This is a genomic window from Mesorhizobium quangtriensis (assembly GCF_040081925.1).
Classification (GTDB): Bacteria; Pseudomonadota; Alphaproteobacteria; order Rhizobiales; family Rhizobiaceae; genus Mesorhizobium_K; species Mesorhizobium_K quangtriensis.
The window spans coordinates 484,827-504,820 of record NZ_JBEBMF010000004.1 but is presented as its reverse complement, the minus strand read 5'-3'; the positions used below and the strand labels follow the sequence as shown (position 1 = coordinate 504,820).

At 64.3% G+C, this 19,994-nt stretch carries 20 protein-coding genes; 15 read left to right on the top strand and 5 right to left on the bottom strand.

Features of this window, described 5'->3' with window-relative positions; genetic code table 11:
* Positions 1 to 21: 21 nt before the first annotated feature.
* Entirely contained in the window at positions 22 to 1,683 is a 1,662-nt protein-coding gene (locus ABMA32_RS21935) for an AMP-binding protein (RefSeq protein ID WP_349015857.1), read from the top strand.
* Here ABMA32_RS21935 and ABMA32_RS21930 read toward each other — a convergent pair.
* Complete coding sequence (locus ABMA32_RS21930; RefSeq protein WP_349015856.1) at positions 1,670 to 2,953, bottom strand: GNAT family N-acetyltransferase; 1,284 nt, start codon at positions 2,951 to 2,953, stop codon at positions 1,670 to 1,672. The genes ABMA32_RS21935 and ABMA32_RS21930 overlap by 14 nt on opposite strands.
* Entirely contained in the window at positions 2,953 to 4,353 is a 1,401-nt protein-coding gene (locus tag ABMA32_RS21925; RefSeq protein WP_349015855.1) for an oligosaccharide flippase family protein, read from the bottom strand. The genes ABMA32_RS21930 and ABMA32_RS21925 overlap by 1 nt, the downstream gene beginning before the upstream one ends.
* 220 nt (positions 4,354 to 4,573) lie before the next feature.
* Between ABMA32_RS21925 and ABMA32_RS21920 the strand changes: the two genes are divergently transcribed.
* Positions 4,574 to 5,749 carry a magnesium transporter gene (locus tag ABMA32_RS21920; RefSeq protein ID WP_349015854.1) on the top strand — a complete coding sequence of 392 codons (1,176 nt, stop codon included), beginning with the start codon at positions 4,574 to 4,576 and terminating at the stop codon, positions 5,747 to 5,749.
* A 22-nt stretch (positions 5,750 to 5,771) separates the two neighbouring features.
* Here the strand turns inward: ABMA32_RS21920 and secA are convergent, their stop codons facing one another.
* A complete protein-coding gene (gene secA, locus ABMA32_RS21915; protein ID WP_349015853.1) occupies positions 5,772 to 8,507 on the bottom strand; it encodes a preprotein translocase subunit SecA in 2,736 nt (911 codons plus the stop codon).
* Between the two features lie 242 nt (positions 8,508 to 8,749).
* On the opposite strand from secA, the gene ABMA32_RS21910 reads away from it, so the two are divergent.
* From ABMA32_RS21910 to ABMA32_RS21885, 6 genes are all read left to right on the top strand, one after another.
* Positions 8,750 to 9,715 (top strand): peptidylprolyl isomerase, encoded by a 966-nt coding sequence (locus tag ABMA32_RS21910; protein ID WP_349015852.1) that lies wholly within the window; start codon positions 8,750 to 8,752, stop codon positions 9,713 to 9,715.
* Positions 9,716 to 9,823: 108 nt separating this feature from the next.
* A complete protein-coding gene (argJ, locus tag ABMA32_RS21905) occupies positions 9,824 to 11,065 on the top strand; it encodes a bifunctional glutamate N-acetyltransferase/amino-acid acetyltransferase ArgJ (protein ID WP_349015851.1) in 1,242 nt (413 codons plus the stop codon).
* A gap of 4 nt (positions 11,066 to 11,069) precedes the next feature.
* The gene (locus tag ABMA32_RS21900) at positions 11,070 to 11,843 is read left to right on the top strand and encodes a GNAT family N-acetyltransferase (RefSeq protein WP_349015850.1); all 774 of its coding nucleotides are present in this window, start codon (positions 11,070 to 11,072) and stop codon (positions 11,841 to 11,843) included.
* A gap of 5 nt (positions 11,844 to 11,848) precedes the next feature.
* Positions 11,849 to 12,259, top strand: a complete 411-nt coding sequence (locus tag ABMA32_RS21895; protein ID WP_349015849.1) for a (deoxy)nucleoside triphosphate pyrophosphohydrolase — start codon at positions 11,849 to 11,851, stop codon at positions 12,257 to 12,259.
* A gap of 116 nt (positions 12,260 to 12,375) precedes the next feature.
* Entirely contained in the window at positions 12,376 to 12,678 is a 303-nt protein-coding gene (locus tag ABMA32_RS21890) for a hypothetical protein (RefSeq protein WP_349015848.1), read from the top strand.
* A 110-nt stretch (positions 12,679 to 12,788) separates the two neighbouring features.
* Positions 12,789 to 12,965: a Flp family type IVb pilin gene (locus ABMA32_RS21885; RefSeq protein WP_349015847.1), complete on the top strand. Its 177-nt coding sequence runs from the start codon at positions 12,789 to 12,791 to the stop codon at positions 12,963 to 12,965.
* On the opposite strand, the gene ABMA32_RS21880 is transcribed toward ABMA32_RS21885, so the two are convergent.
* On the bottom strand, positions 12,966 to 13,850 hold the full coding sequence (locus ABMA32_RS21880) for a methyltransferase domain-containing protein (RefSeq protein WP_349015846.1): 885 nt from the start codon (positions 13,848 to 13,850) through the stop codon (positions 12,966 to 12,968). It lies immediately after the preceding gene.
* A gap of 83 nt (positions 13,851 to 13,933) precedes the next feature.
* Between ABMA32_RS21880 and ABMA32_RS21875 the strand changes: the two genes are divergently transcribed.
* From ABMA32_RS21875 to ABMA32_RS21845, 7 genes are all read left to right on the top strand, one after another.
* Positions 13,934 to 14,734 (top strand): ComF family protein, encoded by an 801-nt coding sequence (locus ABMA32_RS21875; RefSeq protein ID WP_349015982.1) that lies wholly within the window; start codon positions 13,934 to 13,936, stop codon positions 14,732 to 14,734.
* Positions 14,735 to 14,790: 56 nt separating this feature from the next.
* Positions 14,791 to 15,060, top strand: a complete 270-nt coding sequence (gene grxC, locus ABMA32_RS21870; protein WP_349015845.1) for a glutaredoxin 3 — start codon at positions 14,791 to 14,793, stop codon at positions 15,058 to 15,060.
* A gap of 10 nt (positions 15,061 to 15,070) precedes the next feature.
* Positions 15,071 to 15,928: a carbon-nitrogen hydrolase family protein gene (locus tag ABMA32_RS21865; RefSeq protein WP_349015844.1), complete on the top strand. Its 858-nt coding sequence runs from the start codon at positions 15,071 to 15,073 to the stop codon at positions 15,926 to 15,928.
* Entirely contained in the window at positions 15,925 to 16,350 is a 426-nt protein-coding gene (locus ABMA32_RS21860; RefSeq protein ID WP_349015981.1) for a DUF1178 family protein, read from the top strand. Before ABMA32_RS21865 ends, ABMA32_RS21860 begins: the two co-directional genes overlap by 4 nt.
* 106 nt (positions 16,351 to 16,456) lie before the next feature.
* A complete protein-coding gene (locus tag ABMA32_RS21855) occupies positions 16,457 to 17,416 on the top strand; it encodes a hypothetical protein (protein ID WP_349015843.1) in 960 nt (319 codons plus the stop codon).
* Positions 17,417 to 17,497: 81 nt separating this feature from the next.
* Entirely contained in the window at positions 17,498 to 18,130 is a 633-nt protein-coding gene (locus tag ABMA32_RS21850) for an exopolysaccharide biosynthesis protein (protein ID WP_349015842.1), read from the top strand.
* Positions 18,131 to 18,208: 78 nt separating this feature from the next.
* Positions 18,209 to 19,099: a DMT family transporter gene (locus ABMA32_RS21845; protein WP_349015841.1), complete on the top strand. Its 891-nt coding sequence runs from the start codon at positions 18,209 to 18,211 to the stop codon at positions 19,097 to 19,099.
* Positions 19,100 to 19,126: 27 nt separating this feature from the next.
* Here the strand turns inward: ABMA32_RS21845 and ubiG are convergent, their stop codons facing one another.
* Positions 19,127 to 19,873, bottom strand: coding sequence for a bifunctional 2-polyprenyl-6-hydroxyphenol methylase/3-demethylubiquinol 3-O-methyltransferase UbiG (gene ubiG, locus ABMA32_RS21840; RefSeq protein ID WP_349015840.1), 747 nt, complete (start codon positions 19,871 to 19,873; stop codon positions 19,127 to 19,129).
* Positions 19,874 to 19,994: the final 121 nt, after the last annotated feature.

Below are 19,994 nucleotides of genomic sequence, written 5' to 3'. Positions count from 1 at the left end.
GGAGCGGAGACCGGCCCGTCCATGCTCGAACGGCGCGATGACTACACCTCGCTCTATTCTGATTTCCGCTGGAAGATTCCGACACGCTTAAACATCGGTGTCGCGGTCGCCAATCGCTGGGCGAAGCAGGATCCGGAACGCACGGCTCTTCTCGACTACCGCGCTGACGGCGAACCGGAGCGGCTGAGCTTTTACCAACTGGCGCGGCGGTCCAACGCCTTCGCGAACGCGCTGCGGGCACGCGGCGTGCGGCGTGGCGACCGTGTCGCGCTCCTGCTGCCGCAGGGCTTCGAGACACTCATCGCCCACCTCGCCGTCTACAAGCTTGGCGCGATTGCCGTGCCTCTGGCGTTGCTCTTCGGCGCGGAAGCTCTCGAATACAGATTGCAGACTGCTGGCGTGAAGATCGTCGTCACCAATCCGGCGGGCGCTGCAAAGCTGTCCCGCGTCGCGGCGCGGCTGACGGGGCTGGAAGGCATCGTCATTGCCGGAGATGGGGCTGACCCAGACGATTTCGCCCGCATGGTCGCGAATCATTCCTCTGATTTCGAAGCCGAGGACACGAGCCCGGACGATCCGGCGCTGATGATCTTCACCTCGGGCACGACCGGGCCACCAAAGGGCGCGCTTCTGCCCCATCGCGTCCTCCTCGGGCATCTGCCGGGTTTCCAGATGGCCTACGAGTTTCCGCCGCAGCCACGCGACCTGATGTGGACTCCGGCCGACTGGGCATGGGCGGGCGGGCTGCTCAACGCGCTGCTGCCCGCGCTCTATCTCGGCATTCCCGTCGTCGCCGCGCGTTTCGAGAAATTCGATCCCGAAACGGCTCTCGTGCTGGTCGAGAAGATGCGGGTTCGCAACGCCTTCATCCCGCCCACGGCGCTGCGCATGCTGAAATCGGTGACGGACATCCCGCGCCGCTTCAGCCTCGATCTCCGCTCAATCTGCTCGGCCGGCGAGTCGCTCGGACGCGAGACCTACGAATGGACCCGTGATGCGTTCGGCATCACGCCGAACGAGTTCTACGGCCAGACCGAATGCAACCTCGTTCTTGGTTCCTGCGCCGGCATAGGCGTCAGCCGCGCCGGCACGATCGGCAAGGTCGTGCCGGGCCACCGCGTCGCGATCATTGACGCCGAGGGCAGACCGGTGAAGCCCGGCCATGTCGGCCAGATCGCGGTGGCGCGGCCCGACCCGGTGATGTTCCTCGAATACTGGCAATCCCCCGAGGCCACCGCCAAAAAATTCATCGGTGTTTGGATGACGACGGGCGACCAGGGCGTAGAGGACGAGGACGGCTACGTGCAGTTCTTCGGCCGCGACGACGACGTCATCACATCGGCCGGCTTCCGTATCGGGCCGGGCGAGATCGAGGACTGCCTGACCGGCCATCCGGCCGTTGCGCTCGCGGCTGCCGTCGGCAAGCCGGACCTCCTGCGCACCGAGATCGTGAAGGCCTATGTTGTCTTGAAGGATGGGGTGTCAGGTAGCCCGGAACTCGCATCCGAGATCAGCCAGTGGGTGCGCGAACGGCTTTCCGCGCATGAGTATCCGCGCGAGGTGGAGTTCGTGGATTCGATGCCGCTCACCACCACCGGCAAGGTGATAAGGCGGATTTTCCGTGACCGCGCCCGGCGCGAGGCTACGCCTGTAACGGGCGCAAACCCCGTCAGCGACGCCTGAGCAATCCGCGCACGCGGCTGTGCACCAGCCGAACGAAGTTGCGCGTCTCGCGGTAGAAATGCAGTTGCGAGGCAGCCTGCCGCGTGATCCGGTCCGCCGCCGGCGTCATGCCGATCAGCAGCGTCCCCATCGGCCGGCGTTCGCTCCAGAGGCGTGACACCATGGGATGGTCCGGCACGGCGCAGGAATCGGTGCGCTCGATGTTGGGGTCTTCCAGGTGCTGCCGCGTCACCTCGATCATCAGCAGCACGCCGGGCGAAAAGGCGGCGTATGCCTCATCATAGGCTGTCTTCCAGGTATAGCCGACGCCTGCCTCGACGAAGACGATCAGGCTGGCGATGAGCTTGCCGTCCAGCGTCAGCGAGTGGATTCGGCAGAGGTCGTGCTCGGCGAGCCCATGGACGGCTTCGCGTGCGAAGGCCGCGCGGTAGCGGTCCGTCGCCATGGCGGTGCGCTTGCGGCCCTTCCAGCCGGACGCTTCAAGGGCGAGAAAGCCTTCTATCGCTGGGCGCATGTCCTCGGGGCCGCGCGCCACGCTGTGGACAAGCTTGCCCTGCTCGGCCAGCCGGCGTTTCAGTCTTCGGTATTCGCTCAGATGATGCTTGCTCAGCGTGGTCTTGAGGTACGCGTCGCCGTCGAGGCTGCTTTCGAGGAATGGCCGCTCTTCCGCATTTGTCGTGATGAGAGGCAGCCCCTGCGTTTCCGCGACGGTGCGGAAAATCGCGCTGACCGGCCCGTCGAGCCGCATATCCGGCAGCATCAGCACTTTGGGCAGCTTCAGGTGCGGCCGCGACAGCATGGCGAGGAAGTCCTCGACGACGCCGACCGGATCGTCTCGGTCGAGCAGCGGCGTCCCCAATGGACCGAAGGGGCTTGCCCAGGTCCGCATCACCGAAATGCCGAGCGGCACGGGCGGCCGCTCGATCGAGAAGGGAACCAGCATCCGCAGCCGGTTCCTGTACTCGTCGCCGTCGCGGATAACGGCGAGGCGAACCTCCCGGTCCTCGAGACGCGGCATGGCGGGCGCCAGGAAATGCGGGTTGAAGAAGATGTTGGGCTCGACCGTGCGGACGCAGAGATAATCAAGTTCCTCGATCAGCTCGAAGCCGGCAGCAGCCGGGTAGATGGCGAGCCGGCGTTCCGGCCGGTTGCCGGCAAGCAGTTCGACCAGCGCTGGGTCGATCGGCCTGTCGCCCACGCCGGCGAATTCGGCGATCATGGCCCCGGAGGGGCCGCCATTGCTTTCTTCGAGGAGGGGAGTGGCTGCCATCAGCGTCTGCTTCCAGCCGGAAGGAAAATTGCCATGACCACGCCCAGCCTGCTCCATACCGTGAAGGAAAGTGCAGCGGCCTCGAACACCATTGCGGCGGCCGTCGCGATCGCCGCGCCCCACAATCCCACTGCCGGAATCAGGATGACGCTGAGCACCACGTTCAATGCCAGCGTCAGGGCATAGATGAAAGCGCAAATATTCTGGTTTCCCGTCATTGTGAGCAGGCTCTCGCATGGCCCCACTGTCGAGCGCATGACGACCGCCCCGACAAGCAGGAAGAGCAGCGGGTAGCCGGCGACGAAGTCGGGACCGAACAGCATCAACATGAGTTCGCCTAGCGCCAGCACGATGATGCCCATGGCAAGCGACGGCCAGAACGTCCAAGCCACCGTCTCGCGTGCGAAGGCCGCCAGCTTTTCGGGGCTGCTGTGGGCATAGGCCGCGTAGCGCTGCGCGACGCCGGCCTTGACCGAGAAATAGACGAAATGGACCAGCGCCAGCGTCTTTACCGTGGCGAAATACACGGCCACGTCGTCGGGCTGCATGAAGAAGCCCACCATCAGCACATCGGCGTTGGTCAGCAGGAAGAAGAACCCTTCGACAAGGAAGATGGGCAGCGAGACGACCATCCACTCGCGGAAACGGAAACTGCTTGCCCCCGGCGGAAGGCTGCGGCTCATGCGGCCGGTGGTGCTGGCGAGCTGCCAGATTGTCGTCGCCCAGGTGGCGAGGATCGCCGCAATCAGGGCCGTTTTCGCGTCGGCCGGATAGCCGAGTGCGAGCGCCAGCGCCATGAAGACGAGGATCAGGACCGGGCGAACGAGATAGGTCGGCGATAGCGAGAACACGGCCCAGGCATAGGCGCGTGAAACGCCCTGCAGCAGGTCGGAGAACGCGATCATCGGCAGGCAGACGAAGCCGAGCACGAAGGGCACGACGTAATAGCTTTCCAGGTAAGACGACAGCAGGAGGACGCCAAGCGCTCCGATCACCGCGATCGTGGTGGAGGCAACCAGCACGAACAGCCGGCTTGCGACCAGCACGCCGCGCAATTCCGCGAGCATGCCCTTTTCCCGGTATTCCGGGATGAAGCGGATGACCGTGGTGTGGAAGCCGAGGCACGAAACGTTGCCGGCGATGACCATCGTCGTCCAGACGAGGACGACGATGCCGTATTCGAAAACGCCCATCCAGCGGGCGAGCAGTACCTGGCTGATGAAGGCGATGGCGGCGCTGACGAGCCGGATGGCGAAGGCGATGGCCGACATGCGACCGGCCTCGCCGCGTTCGTCCTCGGCCATCAGGATGTCGTCGATGCGTCCCAGGAACGGCCGTACGCGCAGCGCGATGCGCTGCGGCAAAAGCTTGTCAGCGGTCGTCGCCGCGGAAAAGCGCACGCCCTCACTCCGGTTCCCGTCAATGGCCGCAAGCTATTCGAGAGTCTTTAAGAAACGGTTCGGCGCCTGCTGTGCGAGCAGCCTGCTCGCCTACGGTTCCAGCAGGGGAATGCTGTGATTTCGCGGCATAGTTGAGCGATTTTGCTTGCCGAATCCGCCGGTTCGATCCCAATGTCGCGCAGCGAATAACCGGCAATGCACCTCGATCGGAGAGTGTTCCATGAGCGGGCAAGTCGAGATCACGGACCTCGTCAGGGCGGTGCGTGGGCGGGTTCCTCTCGATGCAGCCAAGCTGCTTTCCCGCGAGACACCGGAGCGCATCGAGGCGGTGTTCGCCGAATTGCCGCAGGTTCTCGCCGACCACATCCGGATGTATCTGCCGGCCGAACTCCAGTCGCAGATAAAGGGAGCGCTCGGAGAGACCGAGGAAGCAACCGTCAGCGCCATGATGGAACCTGCCCTGGCGGTCTTGCCTGAAACGATGACGGTGCGCGAGGCGATCGATTTCCTGCGCAACCACGAGACGCCACGGCTGATCACCTATCTCTATGTCACCGACAGCGAGGAGAAACTCGCCGGCCTCATCGTCATTCGCGACCTCATCCTCGCCAAACCCGAAGAAACACTGGCGTCGGTCATGCTGCCGGAGCCGTTCGCGCTGACGGAGGACATGGACCTTGCCGAGGCCGACAAGGCAGCTATCCACCGCCACTACCCAGTCTATCCCGTCGTCGATGCCGACATGCATGTCATCGGCGTCGTGCGCGGCTGGCGGCTGTTCGAGCGCCAGGCCATCGAGATCAGCGCCCAGTCCGGCCAGATGGTCGGCGTCGACAAGGAAGAGCGGCTCTACACCGGCATCTGGCCGGCGTTCAAGATGCGCCACGGCTGGCTGCAGGTGAATCTGCTGACCGCGTTCGCAGCTGGCGCCGTCGTCAGCATGTTCGAGGGCACCATCGCCCAGATCGTCACGCTGGCGGCTTTCCTGCCCATTCTTGCGGGCCAGAGCGGCAACACCGGATGCCAGGCGCTGGCGATCACGCTGCGCGGCATCACGCTCGGCGATCTAAACCACTACCCCGTGCGCAGCCTTATCCGAAAGGAACTGATCCTCGGAGCGCTGAACGGCTTCCTGACGGGCCTCGTCGCGGGACTTGCGATGATCTGGAGTTCAGGCGGTTTCTCCAGCGCTGAAGGACCTATGCTCGGTCTGGTCATCCTGCTCGCCATGACCGGTGCCTGCATGGCGTCCGGCCTGTTCGGCGTGCTGGTGCCGTTGGCGCTCAGGCGCTTCGGCGCGGATCCCTGCACGGCCTCCAGCATCTTCCTCACCACCGGCACCGACATCGCCGGCATGGGTCTCATGCTGGCGCTGGCTACGTTGATGGTGCTCTGAACGGCTCAGATACTGCTCGGATTCAGGCGAAAGTCCCGTGGCAGTGCTTGTATTTCTTGCCTGAGCCGCAGGGGCAGGGCTCGTTGCGGCCGACCTTGCCCCAGGTCGCGGGGGTGTTCGGATCGCGCTCTTCGGGTGCAACTGTGCGGGCTGCCGTCAGCGTCGTCGCCACCTGCGCGTCACCGAAGCCGTCGAACTCGTCCTCGCCGGTGCTCTCGTTGATGTGGTGGCCGTAGGTTTCCGGCGCCTGCGGGGGCGGGGCCTCGGCAGCCTCGCGCACCAGCTCGACGCGCATCAGCTGGGCCGTCACCGTCTGGCGCAGGCCGGCCAGCATCGTCTGGAACAGCTCGAAGCTTTCCTGCTTGTATTCCTGGAGCGGGTCGCGCTGGGCGTAGCCACGGAAGCCCACCACCGAGCGCAGATGGTCGAGATTGACCAGATGCTCGCGCCACAGGGCGTCAAGCGTCTGCAGCATGACCGAGCGCTCGACATAGGTCATGACCTCCGGTCCGAAGCGGCCGGCGCGGTCGGCCGCGGCGGCATCCGCGGCGGCGGTGATGCGTTCGCGGATTTCCTCCTCGGCGATGCCTTCTTCCTTCACCCACTCATCAATGGGCAGGTCGAGGTTCAGGCCGGAGCGCACGCCCTCCTTCAGGCCTGCGGCGTCCCACTGCTCGGCATAGGCATTCTCGGGGATATGCTTGGCGACGAGATCCTCGATCACGTCGTTGCGCATCTCGGCGACGGTTTCGGAGAGGTTTTCGCCGTCCATCAGCGACAGACGCTGGTCGAACACAACCTTGCGCTGGTCGTTGGCGACGTCGTCGTACTTCAGCAGGTTCTTGCGGATGTCGAAGTTGCGCGCCTCAACCTTCTTCTGCGCCTTTTCCAGCGCCTTGTTGATCCACGGATGGATGATCGCCTCGTCTTCCTTGAGGCCGAGCTTCTGCAGCATGCCGTCCATGCGGTCGGAGCCGAAGATGCGCATCAGGTCGTCCTGCAGCGACAGGTAGAACTTCGAGCGGCCGGGATCGCCCTGGCGGCCCGAGCGGCCGCGAAGCTGGTTGTCGATGCGGCGGCTCTCGTGGCGTTCGGTGGCAAGCACGTAGAGGCCGCCGGCCGAAAGCGCCTTTTCCTTGAGCCGCTGGATATCCTCGCGGATCGCCTTTTCCTTGGCCTCGCGCTCCGGCCCTGCCTCCAGGTCGCCGAGCTCCTGCTGGATGCGCATGTCGGCGTTGCCACCGAGCTGGATGTCGGTTCCGCGGCCGGCCATGTTGGTGGCGATGGTGACGGCGCCCGGCCGCCCGGCCTGGGCGACGATCGCCGCTTCCTGCTCGTGGTAGCGGGCGTTCAGGACCTGGAAGTCCTTTAGACCCTCCTTGCGGAGGCGTTCGGCAAGCTGCTCGGACTTCTCGATGGACGTCGTGCCAACGAGGATCGGCTGGCCCTTCTCAGCCGCTTCGCGGATGTCCTTGACGATCGCCTTGTATTTCTCCTCGACCGTCCGGTAGACCTCGTCGTCCTCGTCGAGGCGCTTGACGGGCAGGTTGGTCGGCACCTCGGTCACTTCGAGGCCATAGATGTTGCCGAATTCCTCGGCTTCCGTCAGCGCCGTGCCGGTCATGCCGGCCAGCTTCTTGTACATGCGGAAGTAGTTCTGGAAGGTAACGGAGGCCAGCGTCTGGTTCTCCGGCTGGATCGCCACGTGTTCCTTGGCTTCCAGCGCCTGGTGCAGGCCTTCCGAATAGCGGCGGCCAGGCATCATGCGGCCGGTAAACTCGTCGATGATGACGATCTCGTTGTTGCGGACGATGTAGTCCTTGTCCTTCTGGAACAGGCGGTGCGCCTTCAGCGCATTGTTGACGTGGTGCACGATGGCGACGTTCTCGACGTCGTAGAGTCCGTCGCCTTTCAGGTGGCCGGCCTCGCGCAGCAGGCCTTCCAGCTTCTCGGTGCCTTCCTCGGTGAAGATCGCGGTGCGCTGCTTCTCGTCCACCTCGTAGTCTGACGGGTTCAGCTTGAGGATGAAGGCGTCGATGGTGTTGTACATTTCGGAGCGGTCTTCGAGCGGACCGGAAATGATCAGCGGTGTGCGCGCCTCGTCGATCAGGATCGAGTCCACCTCGTCGACGATTGCGTAGTTGTGGCCGCGCTGGACCATCGAGGCGCGGTCGTATTTCATGTTGTCGCGCAGGTAGTCGAAACCAAGCTCGTTGTTGGTGGCGTAGGTCACGTCGGCCGCGTAGGCCTCGCGGCGCTCCTCGTCCGAGAGACCGTGGACGATCACGCCGACCGTCAGTCCGAGAAAGTTGTAGACGCGACCCATCCATTCGGAGTCGCGCTTGGCCAGGTAGTCGTTGACGGTGACGACATGCACGCCCTTGCCGGCCAGAGCGTTGAGATACACGGGAAGGGTAGCCACCAACGTCTTGCCTTCGCCGGTGCGCATTTCGGCGATGCCGCCATTGTGAAGCACCATGCCGCCGATGAGCTGGACGTCGAACGGCCGCAGGCCAAGCACACGGCGGGCAGCCTCGCGCACCGTCGCGAAGGCCGGCACAAGAAGGTCGTCAAGGCTGGCGCCGTTGGCGATATCCGCCTTGAACTGCTGGGTGCGGGCGGCGAGCTGCTCGTCGGACAGCGCCCGAAGCTCGTTTTCCATGGCGTTGACCGACTCAACGCGCGGTCGCGTGGATTTGATGCGGCGGTCATTGGAGGAGCCGAAGATCTTGCGGGCGAGAACGCCGAGACTGACCATACAATGGTCCTTTCAACCGTGGTTTGGCCGACTGGCGTCGGCATGATCCGCCTGGGCCGGGCGGGTGTGGCGGACCCGAAAAACAGCGAAAAGCGCCCGGAAACCCTTCTGGACGCAAAGACGCAGGACAGATAAGAGGGGCCTCAATCGATGTCAACGCGCCGATCCGTCCCAAACGGCGCTGAATTCCGCCACAATTGGACGCGTTTCAGGGCGTCTCGAATTCCCGATTGGAGAACTCCATGTCCTTATCGTTTCGCCGCGCCTTGCCTGTCAGGCCCCGGCACAAGTCCCGGCTAGCAGAACTGGCGCTTTCGGCTTCGCTGCTAGCGGCGCTGACCTTCCCCTCCGCCGCGCAGGAAGCCCAGCCCGCCGAACCGGCTCCGGCCGAAGCTGCCCAACCGGCACCGGCCGCGCCGGCCCAGCCTGACCCGAACAAGGTCGTCGCCACGATCGCCGGCCAGCCTGTCACCGAGGCTGACATGGCGCTGGCGCTGGCAAGCGTCGACCAGCAATATGCCCAGCTTCCGCCCGAACAGCGGCGCGCTGCGGCCTTCATGGCTGTTCTGGAGATCAAGCTTCTCGCCGCCCGCGCGGTTGCCGAAGGGCTCGACAAGGATCCCGACTTCGAAAAGCGCATGGCCTTCCTGCGCGACCGTGCCCTGCACAGCGAGGTGATCGAGAAGGATATTGCCGCGAAGATCACGGACGGCGAAGTTCGCGCCCGCTACGACAAGCAGATTTCCGAGACTCCGCCCGTCAACGAGGTCCATGCCCGCCATATCCTGGTCGAGACCAAGGAAGAAGCGGAGGCGATCATCAAGCAGCTCGAAGGCGGTGCCGATTTCGTGGCGCTTGCCAACGAGCACACCAAGGATCCTAGCGGCAAGACGAGCGGCGGCGACCTCGGCTACTTCGCACCGGGCCAGATGGTGCCTGAGTTCGAGAAGGCGGCTTTCGCACTGGAAGTCGGCGGCTACACCAAGGAGCCGGTGCAGAGCCAGTTCGGCTGGCACATCATCAAGGTCGAGGACAAGCGCGCCCAACAGCCGCCGGCCTTCGAGCAAGTGAAGGACCAGATCCGCAACCTCGTCTTCCGCGAAAAATACTTCGCGCTGGTGGACCAGCTGCGCAAGGACGGCAATGTGGACATCACTGACCCCGAGCTGAAGACGGCGGTCGACGCGATGGACGCATCGACCCCCTGACCGTCCTCGCCCGAAATCAAGGCCGCGCAGCCCTGAATTGGCTTGCGCGGCCTTTTTTCATGGGGCAAACGGGGCGCTCGCAGCACAGGTCAATCCGCCGAGGCTTCCATGTCCACGACCGTCTCCCCGCTCGCTCCCAAAAACTATCCGAAAATGCCGGCCATCGACGGGGTCCGCATGACGACGGCCGAGGCGGGCATCAAATATAGGAACCGCACTGACCTTCTGGTCATGGTGTTCGACGCGGGAACGCAGGTCGCCGGCGTCTTCACCAAGTCGAAATGCCCGTCCGCCCCGGTCGACTGGTGCCGGCAGAACCTTGCCGGCGGCAAGGCGCGGTTGCTGGTCGTCAATTCCGGCAACGCCAATGCGTTCACGGGAAAGAAGGGTCGTGAGACGACGGCGATCACCGGCAAGGCCGGGGCCAAGGCCGCCAAATGCGCCGAAGGCGAGGTTTTCCTGGCCTCCACCGGAGTCATCGGCGAGCCTCTCGACGCCACCCGCTTCTCGCACCTGCTCGCCGACATGGCCAAGCAGGCGAAGCCGGATTTCTGGCGTGAGGCGGCCAGCGCCATCATGACCACCGATACCTATCCCAAGGTCGCGACCGTGACGCTGAAGCTCGGCGCGACCGACGTCACCATCAACGGCATCGCCAAGGGCGCGGGCATGATCGCGCCCGACATGGCCACCATGCTGTCCTTCGTCGCCACCGACGCGCCGATCGCCGCTCCCGTTCTCCAGTCGCTGCTCTCGGGCGGTGTCGGCAAGACCTTCAACGCGATCACCGTCGACAGCGACACTTCGACCAGCGACACGCTTTTGCTCTTCGCCACGGGGGCGGCCGCAAAGCGCGGCGCGCCGCGTATCGACGACGTGAAGGACCCACGCCTTTCCGCCTTCAAGCGCGGCCTTGGCAAGGTGCTGAAGTCGCTTGCGTTGCAGGTCGTGCGCGACGGCGAGGGCGCGCGCAAGCAGGTCGAGGTCACCGTCACCGGTGCGAAGTCGACCCGTTCGGCCAAGCGGATTGCGCTGTCGATCGCCAATTCCCCGCTGGTCAAGACGGCGATCGCCGGCGAGGACGCCAATTGGGGTCGCGTCGTCATGGCTGTCGGCAAGTCCGGCGAGCCAGCCGACCGCGACCGCCTGTCGATCTGGTTCGGCGACAACCGCCTCGCCCACGAAGGCGAACGCGATCCCGGCTATTCCGAGGAAAAAACCTCCGCCTATATGAAGGGCGAAGATATCCGCATCCGCGCCGACATCGGCATCGGCAGGGGCAAGGCGACGGTCTGGACCTGCGATCTCACCAAGGAATATGTCGCCATCAACGGCGATTACCGGAGCTGACGGGATGGCCGGACGGCCACACCCGACGGAACTCGCGGTCGTGCGCCAGTTCGAGGCGGCGGGCTTTCGCGCCTGGCCGGCGGCTGCCGTGCACTATGACGGTACCTGGGTGATCAGGCTAACGGCTGGCCATCCCGCCAAGCGACTGAACTCGGTCAATCCGCTCGACCCGCACGACATGAAGGACCTGCCCGACCGCATCATGCGCGCCGAGCGGCGGTTCGAGGCTTATGGCCGGCCGCTGACGTTCAGGCTGTCGCCGCTGGCGGGCTCCGCCCTGCCGCGCTTGCTCGATGCCGAAGGCATGGCGGTGTTCGGCGAGTCGCTCGTCATGCAGGCCGACCTCGACCACGAAGCCGTCCAAGATGCGATGGACCAGATTCCTTTGAAGGACATGGGCCGTTTCGTTTCGGCCTCGATGGCGACTCACGGCACCGACCCAGCCTTGCGCCCCGGGCTTTCGGAGATCATCGGCGCGATCCAGCCGGAAGTCGGCCTCTTCGCGCTGGAGGAGGACGAGCGGCCGCTTGCTACCGCCATCTGCGTGCATGATGGTAATCTCGCCGGTCTGTTCGAGGTTGCCACCGCCGCGGCCGAACGCGGGCAGGGACATGGCCGGCGTCTTCTGCTGTCGGCGCTGAAATGGGCGCGGCTGCGCGGCGCGCGTCGGGCGTGGCTGCAGGTCGAAGCCGACAATTTCGCGGCGCGACGTCTCTACGAGACGCTGGGCTTCAGCGAGGTCTACCGCTATCACTACCGACGCCGCGCCGACGATTGATCACTATGGAAACTCCAAGAAAACTCTTGCTCGTCGCGGCAGTCGCGCTTGTCGATACCGACGGCCGCGTGCTTCTCGCGCAGCGCCCGGAAGGCAAGTCCCTCGCGGGGCTTTGGGAGTTTCCGGGTGGCAAGGTCGAGCCCGGCGAGACGCCGGAGGAGACGATCGTGCGCGAGATCCGCGAGGAGATCGGCGTCGAGACCAAGGTCGACTGCCTCGCGCCGCTGACCTTTGCCAGCCATTCCTACGAGAATTTCCATCTGTTGATGCCGCTCTATGTCTGCCGGCGCTTCTGGGGAATTCCTGAACCGAGGGAGGGGCAGGTCCTGAAATGGGTCCGGCCGCGCGATATGCGGGATTATCCCATGCCCCCGGCCGACCTGCCGCTGATCCCGCATCTGATCGACCTGCTGTGAACGACATCGATCAGCGTTAACAAAGCGTTCAGGCAAATATGGAAAATTGAGCCATCTGCCGGCCTCGTTCGAGGATCAGGCCAGTCACCGACCGTGGCGCCAAGGGGATGGTCGACATGATGCAGGACGATTGGGATTCCATCCGCAAGCGGAGCGTGCCTTTGCTGGGTTCTGCCGGCATGAGCGTGCTGCGCGTGACGCTGCTGTTCGGTTCGGCCGCCGCGGCGCTCGCACTTATCCTCGCTCCGGTCGCCGATCGCTATTCCAGAACCCAGTCCGCCGCCATCGAAGGCGTGGATTACATGTCCACCGGGTCGATCGCGCCTTCGAACAGCTACACCATCCGCCGTAGCGTGCTGCAGAAGACAGGCGCTGTCTGCATTATTCGCGCTGACGGCCGTCAGAGCGGCGACTGCTGACCTCATTCGGTCAATTCTCAGGCCACGGCCTTAAACTTTCTTAACGCTGCGTCGTTAACCTTTCTTAATGGGTCCCGGTTAGGGTCATCGCCGAAGAGGGAAAGGACGTCATGCAGCGGATCCGTGAATTCCTGGCAGACACGAGCGGCGCCACCGGCATTGAATACGGGCTCATCGTCGGCTTGATAACGCTCGCCATCGTGGCGGGGGTCGGGGCCGTCGGCAACGAGGTCGGCGACATGTTCGGCAATCAGGACCGGGAACTGCAGCGGGCCTTCAATCGCTAGTCACTCTCCGCCGCCAGGCTTGAGGATGCGCGCCAGTGACACCTCGGCCGAACCGGGCCTCAGCGGCTTCTGCTGTGACTCGGCCGGAGCCCAGCCCGAGACCCAGATCAGCGAAAAAGTGGCCCTGATCCTTCCATCCGCATCCGAGAAGCGTTCCGCGTATATCTCGGCTGCGCGCGTGAAGAAGCGCCTTGTCGAGGGCCTGCGGGAGCGTGCCGACAGCGAACTGGTTGCGCCCATAGCGCGCAAATCGGCCATCAGGTCGAACAATGTCGAATAACGGGCGGTCACCGGCTCCACGTCGGTGACTGGAAGGGCGAAGCCGGCGCGCTGCAAAAGTGCGCCGGCCTCTCGCACATCCGCGAATGGCAGGACGCGCGGGCTCGCCCCGCCTGACATTTCGACCTCCGCCGCAAGCAGGCTTTCGCGCAGTTCGGCCAGTGTCCCTGCGCCGGCCATCGCTGCAAGAAACAGGCCGTCGGGCTTCAGCGCGCGGCGTATCTGCACCAGCATCCCGGGAATGTCGTTCTCGTCCTGCAGCGACAGCAGCGAGACAGCGAGATCGATGCTTTGCGGCTTCAGCGGAATGACGCCCGGCAGAGCCACCGTGCCCGGTTGGTGGCCTAGAAACGCCGTGTCAGCCTCGATCTGGAGCACCTCGCCGACCTTGCCGGACGCAAGCAGAGTTTCCGCCACGCTTGGCGTCCCGCAGAAGATGGTCGCCGCACGCTCGAAGCGCCGGCTGACCGCGGCCAGCCGGTCGGCCATGTCCTCCTCTGTCCTGTGCATCAGGAAGTCCGCGCCCGCGATGTTGCGCGCGAGAGCACGTCGCTTGCGCTGGAGCAGCAGGTCGGTATCGATGATCTTTTCCGGCGCCTGGGTCACGTCATCTCGTCCAGATTGCGGAAAATCCGCTCGCAATGGCGGTCGTTCTGCTATTCTCCGGCGGGGTTCGCAAGGGGCATACGATGGCGTCGAGGATGGGAGAGCTGGTCGGGCAGACGCTGGCGTTGCCGTCCCGGCTGCTTTTCCCGCCGCTCTGCGCCGGCTGCCGCAGGCTGGTTTCCTCGCCAGGCACGCTCTGCGGTTCGTGCTGGCCGAAGCTGCGTTTCCTCGAAAAACCGTGGTGCGCGGTGATGGGAACGCCGTTCATCAACGACATGGGCGAGGGTTTCCTTTCGGCCGAGGCGATCGCCAACCCGCCGCCCTTTGAGCGGGCGCGGGCCGCCGTGGCCTACAGCGGCGTGGCACGGCGTATGGTGCAGGCGCTGAAATATACCGACCGCACCGACCTCGCCCCGTGGATGGCGCGCTGGATGCTGCGGGCTGGCGCCGAACTCCTTGCAGATGCCGACGTCATCGTGCCGGTGCCACTGCATTGGCGGAGGTTCTTTTCCCGTCGCTTCAACCAGTCAGCGGAGCTTGCGCGGGCGATTGCCTCGCTTTCGGGCAAGCCGTTCGAGCCGATGGCGGTCCGTCGCGTCAAGGTGACGAAGCAGCAGGTGGGGCTTGGGCTTTCCGAGCGGCAGGACAATGTCCGCGCCGCCTTTCGCGTTCCGCCGGAACAGGACATCGCCGTTCGCGGGCGCCGCATCCTGCTCGTCGACGACGTGTACACCACGGGTGCGACGGTGTCGGCGGTGGCAAAGACGCTGAAGAAAAGCGGCGCCAGCGCCGTCGATGTGCTGACCTTCGCGCGCGTCCTGCCTGGCGATTTGCACGACCTGGCTGTGGGGGACTTCCGGGCCGAGGAGGTTGACCCTATATAGTCGACAAATGACAATGTCCTGAAAGGCGCTGGCCTCAAGGGTTTGCGGAACCACAAATGGTCGACGTGACGATCTATACGCGCATGATGTGCGGCTACTGCGCAGCTGCCAAGCGGCTGCTTGAGCGCAAGGGCGTCGCCTATACCGAGCATGACGCCAGTTTCTCGCCGGAACTTCGGCGGGAAATGATCACCCGCGCCAACGGCCGCAGCACCTTTCCGCAGATATTCGTCGGCGGCTATCATGTCGGCGGGTCCGACGACCTGCACGAACTCGAGCGCGAGGGCCGTCTCGACGGCCTGCTCGAAAGCGGACAATTGAATTAGGAACAGTCGCATGGGCATCTTCAAGGCCGCCGCCGTCCAGATGCGCTCCGGCAGGGAGCCGGGCCGCAACGTCGTGGATTTCGAGGCGCTGGTGCGCGAGGCCGCCGGCAAGGGCGCGTCCTACGTGCAGACGCCGGAGATGACCGGCGCGATCATCCGCGACAAGGCCGACCGCGCGCAGGCTTTCCGGCCGGAGGGCAGCGACGTCATCGTCGCCGCCGCCCGCCGCCTGTCGGCCGAACTCGGGATTTTCCTGCATGTCGGCTCCACCGGCATCCTGCGCGACGACCGCAAGATCGCCAACCGTGCGTTCCTTTTCGCACCTGATGGTTCGCTGGTTACGCGCTACGACAAGATTCACATGTTCGACGTCGATCTCGACAATGGCGAGAGCTGGCGCGAATCCGCGACCTATGAGCCCGGCAGCGAAGGCGTCGTCGCCGATATCGGCAATGCCAGGCTCGGTTTCGCCATCTGCTACGACGTTCGCTTCCCGCAGCTTTTCCGTGCCGAGGCGCTTGCGGGCGCGGAGGTTCTCAGTGCGCCCGCCGCCTTCACGCGCCAGACTGGCGAAGCCCACTGGCATGTCCTGCAGCGCGCCCGCGCCATCGAGAACGGCGCGTTTGTCATATCCGCTGCGCAGGGCGGCCTGCATGAAGATGGCCGCGAGACCTATGGCCACTCCCTGATCGTCGATCCGTGGGGCCGCGTGCTCGCAGAGGTAGACGGCGACGAGCCGGGCGTCGCGATCGCCGAGATCGACACGGCGCAGTCCGCCGCCGCTCGAGGCAAGATTCCCAATCTCAGGAACGCTCGCGAATTCGCCGTCGCCAACGTGGAGTGGCGCGCGCAGAGGGCGGCATCGTGATCCGCTTCTCGCTGATCTGCGACCACGACCACGAGTTCGAGGCATGGTTCCGCAACAATGACGACTTCGAGAAGCAGAAGAAGCGCGGTTTCGTCGAATGCCCTTCCTGCGGGTCGAAGAAGGTCGACAAGGCCCTGATGGCGCCTGCCGTCTCGACTGGCCGCAAGCGCGAAACGATCGCGCTCGCCATGAACGAGATGCAGAAGAAGGCCATGGCCGAGATGAAGGCCCTGTCGGAGAAAATCCGGGAGAATTCCGACTATGTCGGCGACAAGTTCGCCGAGGAAGCGCGCAAGATTCATTTCGGCGAGACCGAAGCGCGCGGCATCTATGGCGAGGCGACGCTCGACGAAGCCAAGGGCCTCGCCGAGGACGGCGTCGGCTTCATGCCGATCCCGGTTTTCCCCGAGGACCAGAACTGAGTGCTGTATGCGGCTTCTCGTCGTAATTCCGCATTTCGTTTCGGCTAGGATCGATCCCAATTCTCCCTTTGGGAGTGGCGCTTTCGTCCTGCCGCGAATCGTGGCCATGAGCGAGCAGATCCAGTCGCTATTCGCCTATTTCGGTCCCTTTCGGACACCTCAGTGGTCGCATGCCGTTTCGGTCAGGCCTGAAAGCAAGGTCGACATTGTTATCGTTGCCAAGGAAGGGGCCTCTATCGTTGACCGCGTCGGCGTCGACGACCGCCATGTGACGGTCGAGTATTGTGACTGCGAGCCCATGATGCTCCAGTTCGAGGCGCAGCGTGTTCTTCGCGAGCGTTTCGGGGACTATGACATCTATGGCGTGATGGAGGACGACATCTCCATTCGCGATCCATTGTTCCTCGATAAGATACAATGGTTCTGCGAAAGTTTCGGTGAGACCACCCTGTTGCAGGCCCACCGCTATGAAATCTCAAGGCGCGGCGTGATCCGCAAGGTCTTGCTCGACCCCGTCAAGAAGCCTGAGCCCCTGTTCGCGAAGCCGCGCAGCCCAACGCAGTTGAATGGAAACTGGCGCGGCTTCGATATCGATTTCGAGATGCCCGGAAATCCGCACTCCGGCTGCTGCTTTCTGACGGCGCGCCAACTTGAGTTCTGGATGAGCCATCCTTCGTTTTATGATCGAAAGGTCAACTGGGTCGGTCCATTGGAAAGCGGCGCTACCTCTTCGCTGGCGCGCACCTTCGCGGTTTACAGGCCTGTGGAAGCGCAGGCGGATTTCCTGGAAGTCGAGCATTTTGGTGTACGCTTGGCAAATATGCATATGCCTGCAGACGAGCTCCTCCAGCAGTCGGTAATCTACGCGATTGCCGAGAGATGTCTGAATTCATCCGGAGGTGATCCGCTTGATGCCGGGGTGTTGCCTGACATGGATGCAGCCGTCACGATGCTTCGCCGTGAAGTGAAATCACTGAAGTCACTCACCGAAGCCCGCAGCGGCCTGCTGAAGGAACTGGTAAGGCAGGTTACATCCAAGCCGTTTCGTCGCGGCCCCGGAGGCTAGGTTTGGCGCTAACCGGCAGGTAGAGTTGACCGGGCCAGCTTGCTCCGTCGTCGATCGACGGACTGATAAAGAAGGAATGCGATGACGGCGGCGATCGAACTTGGGGACACCGACCGCAAGACCAGCGAACTGCTTGAAGACGTTATCCGGTCACTTCATGGCCAGGACATAACATTGCGCCAGCTTCTCGCCATCATGGGCGAGAACGGTCTGCTTCTGGTCTGTGGCCTGCTGTCTCTACCCTTCCTGTTCCCCGTCTCAATTCCCGGCGTGTCCACCGTCTTCGGAGCGGGCATCATCCTGATCGCCGTTGCGGTCACACTGAACCGGCTGCCCTGGCTCCCGGCCCGGCTCGCCGACCGGCCGCTCGACAGCGCGAAGCTTCTGCCCGTGCTTGAGCGCGGCGTCAAATTCCTGCGGCGGATAGACCACTTCTTCAAGCCGAGGCTGTCGGCCCTGACGTCGGGTGGACTGATGAACCGCGTGAATGGCCTCGCGCTCATCGGCGCAGGCGCCCTGCTGATGCTGCCGCTTGGCCTGATCCCCTTCTCCAACACCCTGCCGGGCCTCGCCATCCTCTTCCTGTCGACCGGCATTTCGCAGCGCGACGGGCTGGTGGTCGCCGCCGGCTACGTGATGATCTTGCTCACCATCGTCTATTTCGCCGCGCTCGCCCTGCTGGCTTTTGGCGCCGGGCAAAGCCTGCTGGGCTGAGGTCGATCGACCGCTGACGCAGTCGATCGACCCGTGCTGACCCTGTCGCGAGCGGGCCTGTGACCCTAATTCGCCGCCATGGACATGATCTGGAAATCCGCCTTCGGTCTGCTGATCATCACGGGCAGCCTGCTCGGCCTCTCCCTGCCGTTCGGGAAAATCGCCACGGCGGCTGGCGTTGAGCCGGTCGTCTGGGCTTTCGTCATCTCGGCCGGTGGGGGCGGTGCGATCATGCTGGGCATGCTTCTGCGTGGGCACGGCTTTCACTTCACCCGCCACAAGCTGCGCTATTTCCTGGTCACGGCGATCATCACCTACGCCATCCCCAACCTGCTGCTTTTCTCTGTCATGCCGCATGTCGGTGCGGGTTACGCGGGCATCATGTACACGCTGTCGCCGATCATGACGCTGGTGTTCTCGATCCTGTCCGGTGTCCGGCGTCCGAACAGCCTCGGCATCGCCGGCATTGCGATCGGGTTTCTCGGCGCGATCATGGTGGCCACGACGAGAGGACAACTTGGCGCGCCCGCGTCGCTGTTCTGGGTGACCGTAGCGCTGCTCATTCCGGTCAGCCTCGCGGCGGGCAACATCTACCGCACGGCCGACTGGCCGGAGGGAACCGCGCCGACGGAGCTTGCCGTAGGCAGCAACCTCGCCGCCGCCCTCGTCCTGCTTGCGGGAGTCCTCGTCAGTTCAGGCGGTGCGGCCTTCAGCCCGCTCGCTGCCATGCCGCTGCTCGTGCTGGCCCAGATTGCCGCATCCGCCGCGATGTTCGTTTTCTTTTTCCGCCTGCAGGTGGTTGGCGGCCCCGTTTATCTCAGCCAGATCGGCTACGTTGCGGCTGCGGTCGGGCTGCTGTCGGGAACGCTCTTTCTCGGCGAGCGCTACGGTTTGCTCACCTGGCTCGGCGCGGCAGTCATTTGCATCGGCGTCATGGTGACGACGAAGGCGCAGGCCCGAACTGAATAACGTATCCGGGATAGGCAGCCTAACGCCTCACCCCGCTTTCTCCGCCAGCAGCATGTAGTTCACGTCCATGTCCTTTGAGCGCCGCCACTGGTCGGCCAGCGGGTTGTAGCTGACGCCGGTGCGGTCGGCGATTGTCATCCCTGCGTCGGCCAGCGCCTTCTCCAGCTCGTCCGGGCGCACCAGCTTGCCGAATTGGTGGGTGCCGCGCGGCAGCCAGCGCAACACATATTCCGCGCCGACGATCGCCAGGCCCAGCGCCTTCAGGGTGCGGTTGATGGTGGCGATGAACATGATGCCTCCGGGCTTCACCATCTCGGCGCAGCGCGCGACGAAGAGCGGCATGTCGGCAACGTGCTCGACCACCTCCATGTTGAGCACGACATCGAATTTTTCGCCCGCATCGGCCAGGTCCTCGGCGGTCGCTGCGCGGTAGTCGATCGTCACGCGCGATTCCGCCGCATGCAGCCTGGCCACCTCGATGTTGTTTTCGGAAGGATCGACGCCGACCACCTCCGCGCCGAGCCGCGCCATCGGCTCGCACAGCAGCCCGCCGCCGCAGCCGATGTCGAGGAAGCGCAGGCCCTCGAAGGGGCGCGCAGCGTGGGGGTCGCGGCCGAAACGCGCCGCCACTTGGTCACGGATATAGGCGAGGCGCACCGGATTGAACTTGTGCAGCGGGCGGAATTTCCCGTTCGGGTTCCACCACTCCGCCGCCATCGCCGAAAAACGCTCGACCTCGGCGGCGTCGATCGTCGTTCGCTTCGCTTCGGCCATTCCTGTTCTCCGTGGTGGTGAAGTGGCGCTAGGAAGTCGTGCACGGGGGGCGTAATGTCAACCCGGAGCCTGCCAAACTTCCGCCGCCGGTTTTCCGCTATGATGGCGGCAGGTGGCGAGT

Coding starts and splice junctions, on each gene's coding strand:
- ABMA32_RS21935 (WP_349015857.1), top strand. CDS start 22: ATGCTCGAACGGCGCGATGACTACACCTCGCTCTATTCTGATTTCCGC.
- ABMA32_RS21930 (WP_349015856.1), bottom strand. CDS start 2,953: ATGGCAGCCACTCCCCTCCTCGAAGAAAGCAATGGCGGCCCCTCCGGG.
- ABMA32_RS21920 (WP_349015854.1), top strand. CDS start 4,574: ATGAGCGGGCAAGTCGAGATCACGGACCTCGTCAGGGCGGTGCGTGGG.
- secA (WP_349015853.1), bottom strand. CDS start 8,507: ATGGTCAGTCTCGGCGTTCTCGCCCGCAAGATCTTCGGCTCCTCCAAT.
- ABMA32_RS21910 (WP_349015852.1), top strand. CDS start 8,750: ATGTCCTTATCGTTTCGCCGCGCCTTGCCTGTCAGGCCCCGGCACAAG.
- argJ (WP_349015851.1), top strand. CDS start 9,824: ATGTCCACGACCGTCTCCCCGCTCGCTCCCAAAAACTATCCGAAAATG.
- ABMA32_RS21900 (WP_349015850.1), top strand. CDS start 11,070: ATGGCCGGACGGCCACACCCGACGGAACTCGCGGTCGTGCGCCAGTTC.
- ABMA32_RS21895 (WP_349015849.1), top strand. CDS start 11,849: ATGGAAACTCCAAGAAAACTCTTGCTCGTCGCGGCAGTCGCGCTTGTC.
- ABMA32_RS21890 (WP_349015848.1), top strand. CDS start 12,376: ATGATGCAGGACGATTGGGATTCCATCCGCAAGCGGAGCGTGCCTTTG.
- ABMA32_RS21885 (WP_349015847.1), top strand. CDS start 12,789: ATGCAGCGGATCCGTGAATTCCTGGCAGACACGAGCGGCGCCACCGGC.
- ABMA32_RS21875 (WP_349015982.1), top strand. CDS start 13,934: ATGGCGTCGAGGATGGGAGAGCTGGTCGGGCAGACGCTGGCGTTGCCG.
- grxC (WP_349015845.1), top strand. CDS start 14,791: ATGGTCGACGTGACGATCTATACGCGCATGATGTGCGGCTACTGCGCA.
- ABMA32_RS21865 (WP_349015844.1), top strand. CDS start 15,071: ATGGGCATCTTCAAGGCCGCCGCCGTCCAGATGCGCTCCGGCAGGGAG.
- ABMA32_RS21855 (WP_349015843.1), top strand. CDS start 16,457: ATGAGCGAGCAGATCCAGTCGCTATTCGCCTATTTCGGTCCCTTTCGG.
- ABMA32_RS21850 (WP_349015842.1), top strand. CDS start 17,498: ATGACGGCGGCGATCGAACTTGGGGACACCGACCGCAAGACCAGCGAA.
- ABMA32_RS21845 (WP_349015841.1), top strand. CDS start 18,209: ATGGACATGATCTGGAAATCCGCCTTCGGTCTGCTGATCATCACGGGC.
- ubiG (WP_349015840.1), bottom strand. CDS start 19,873: ATGGCCGAAGCGAAGCGAACGACGATCGACGCCGCCGAGGTCGAGCGT.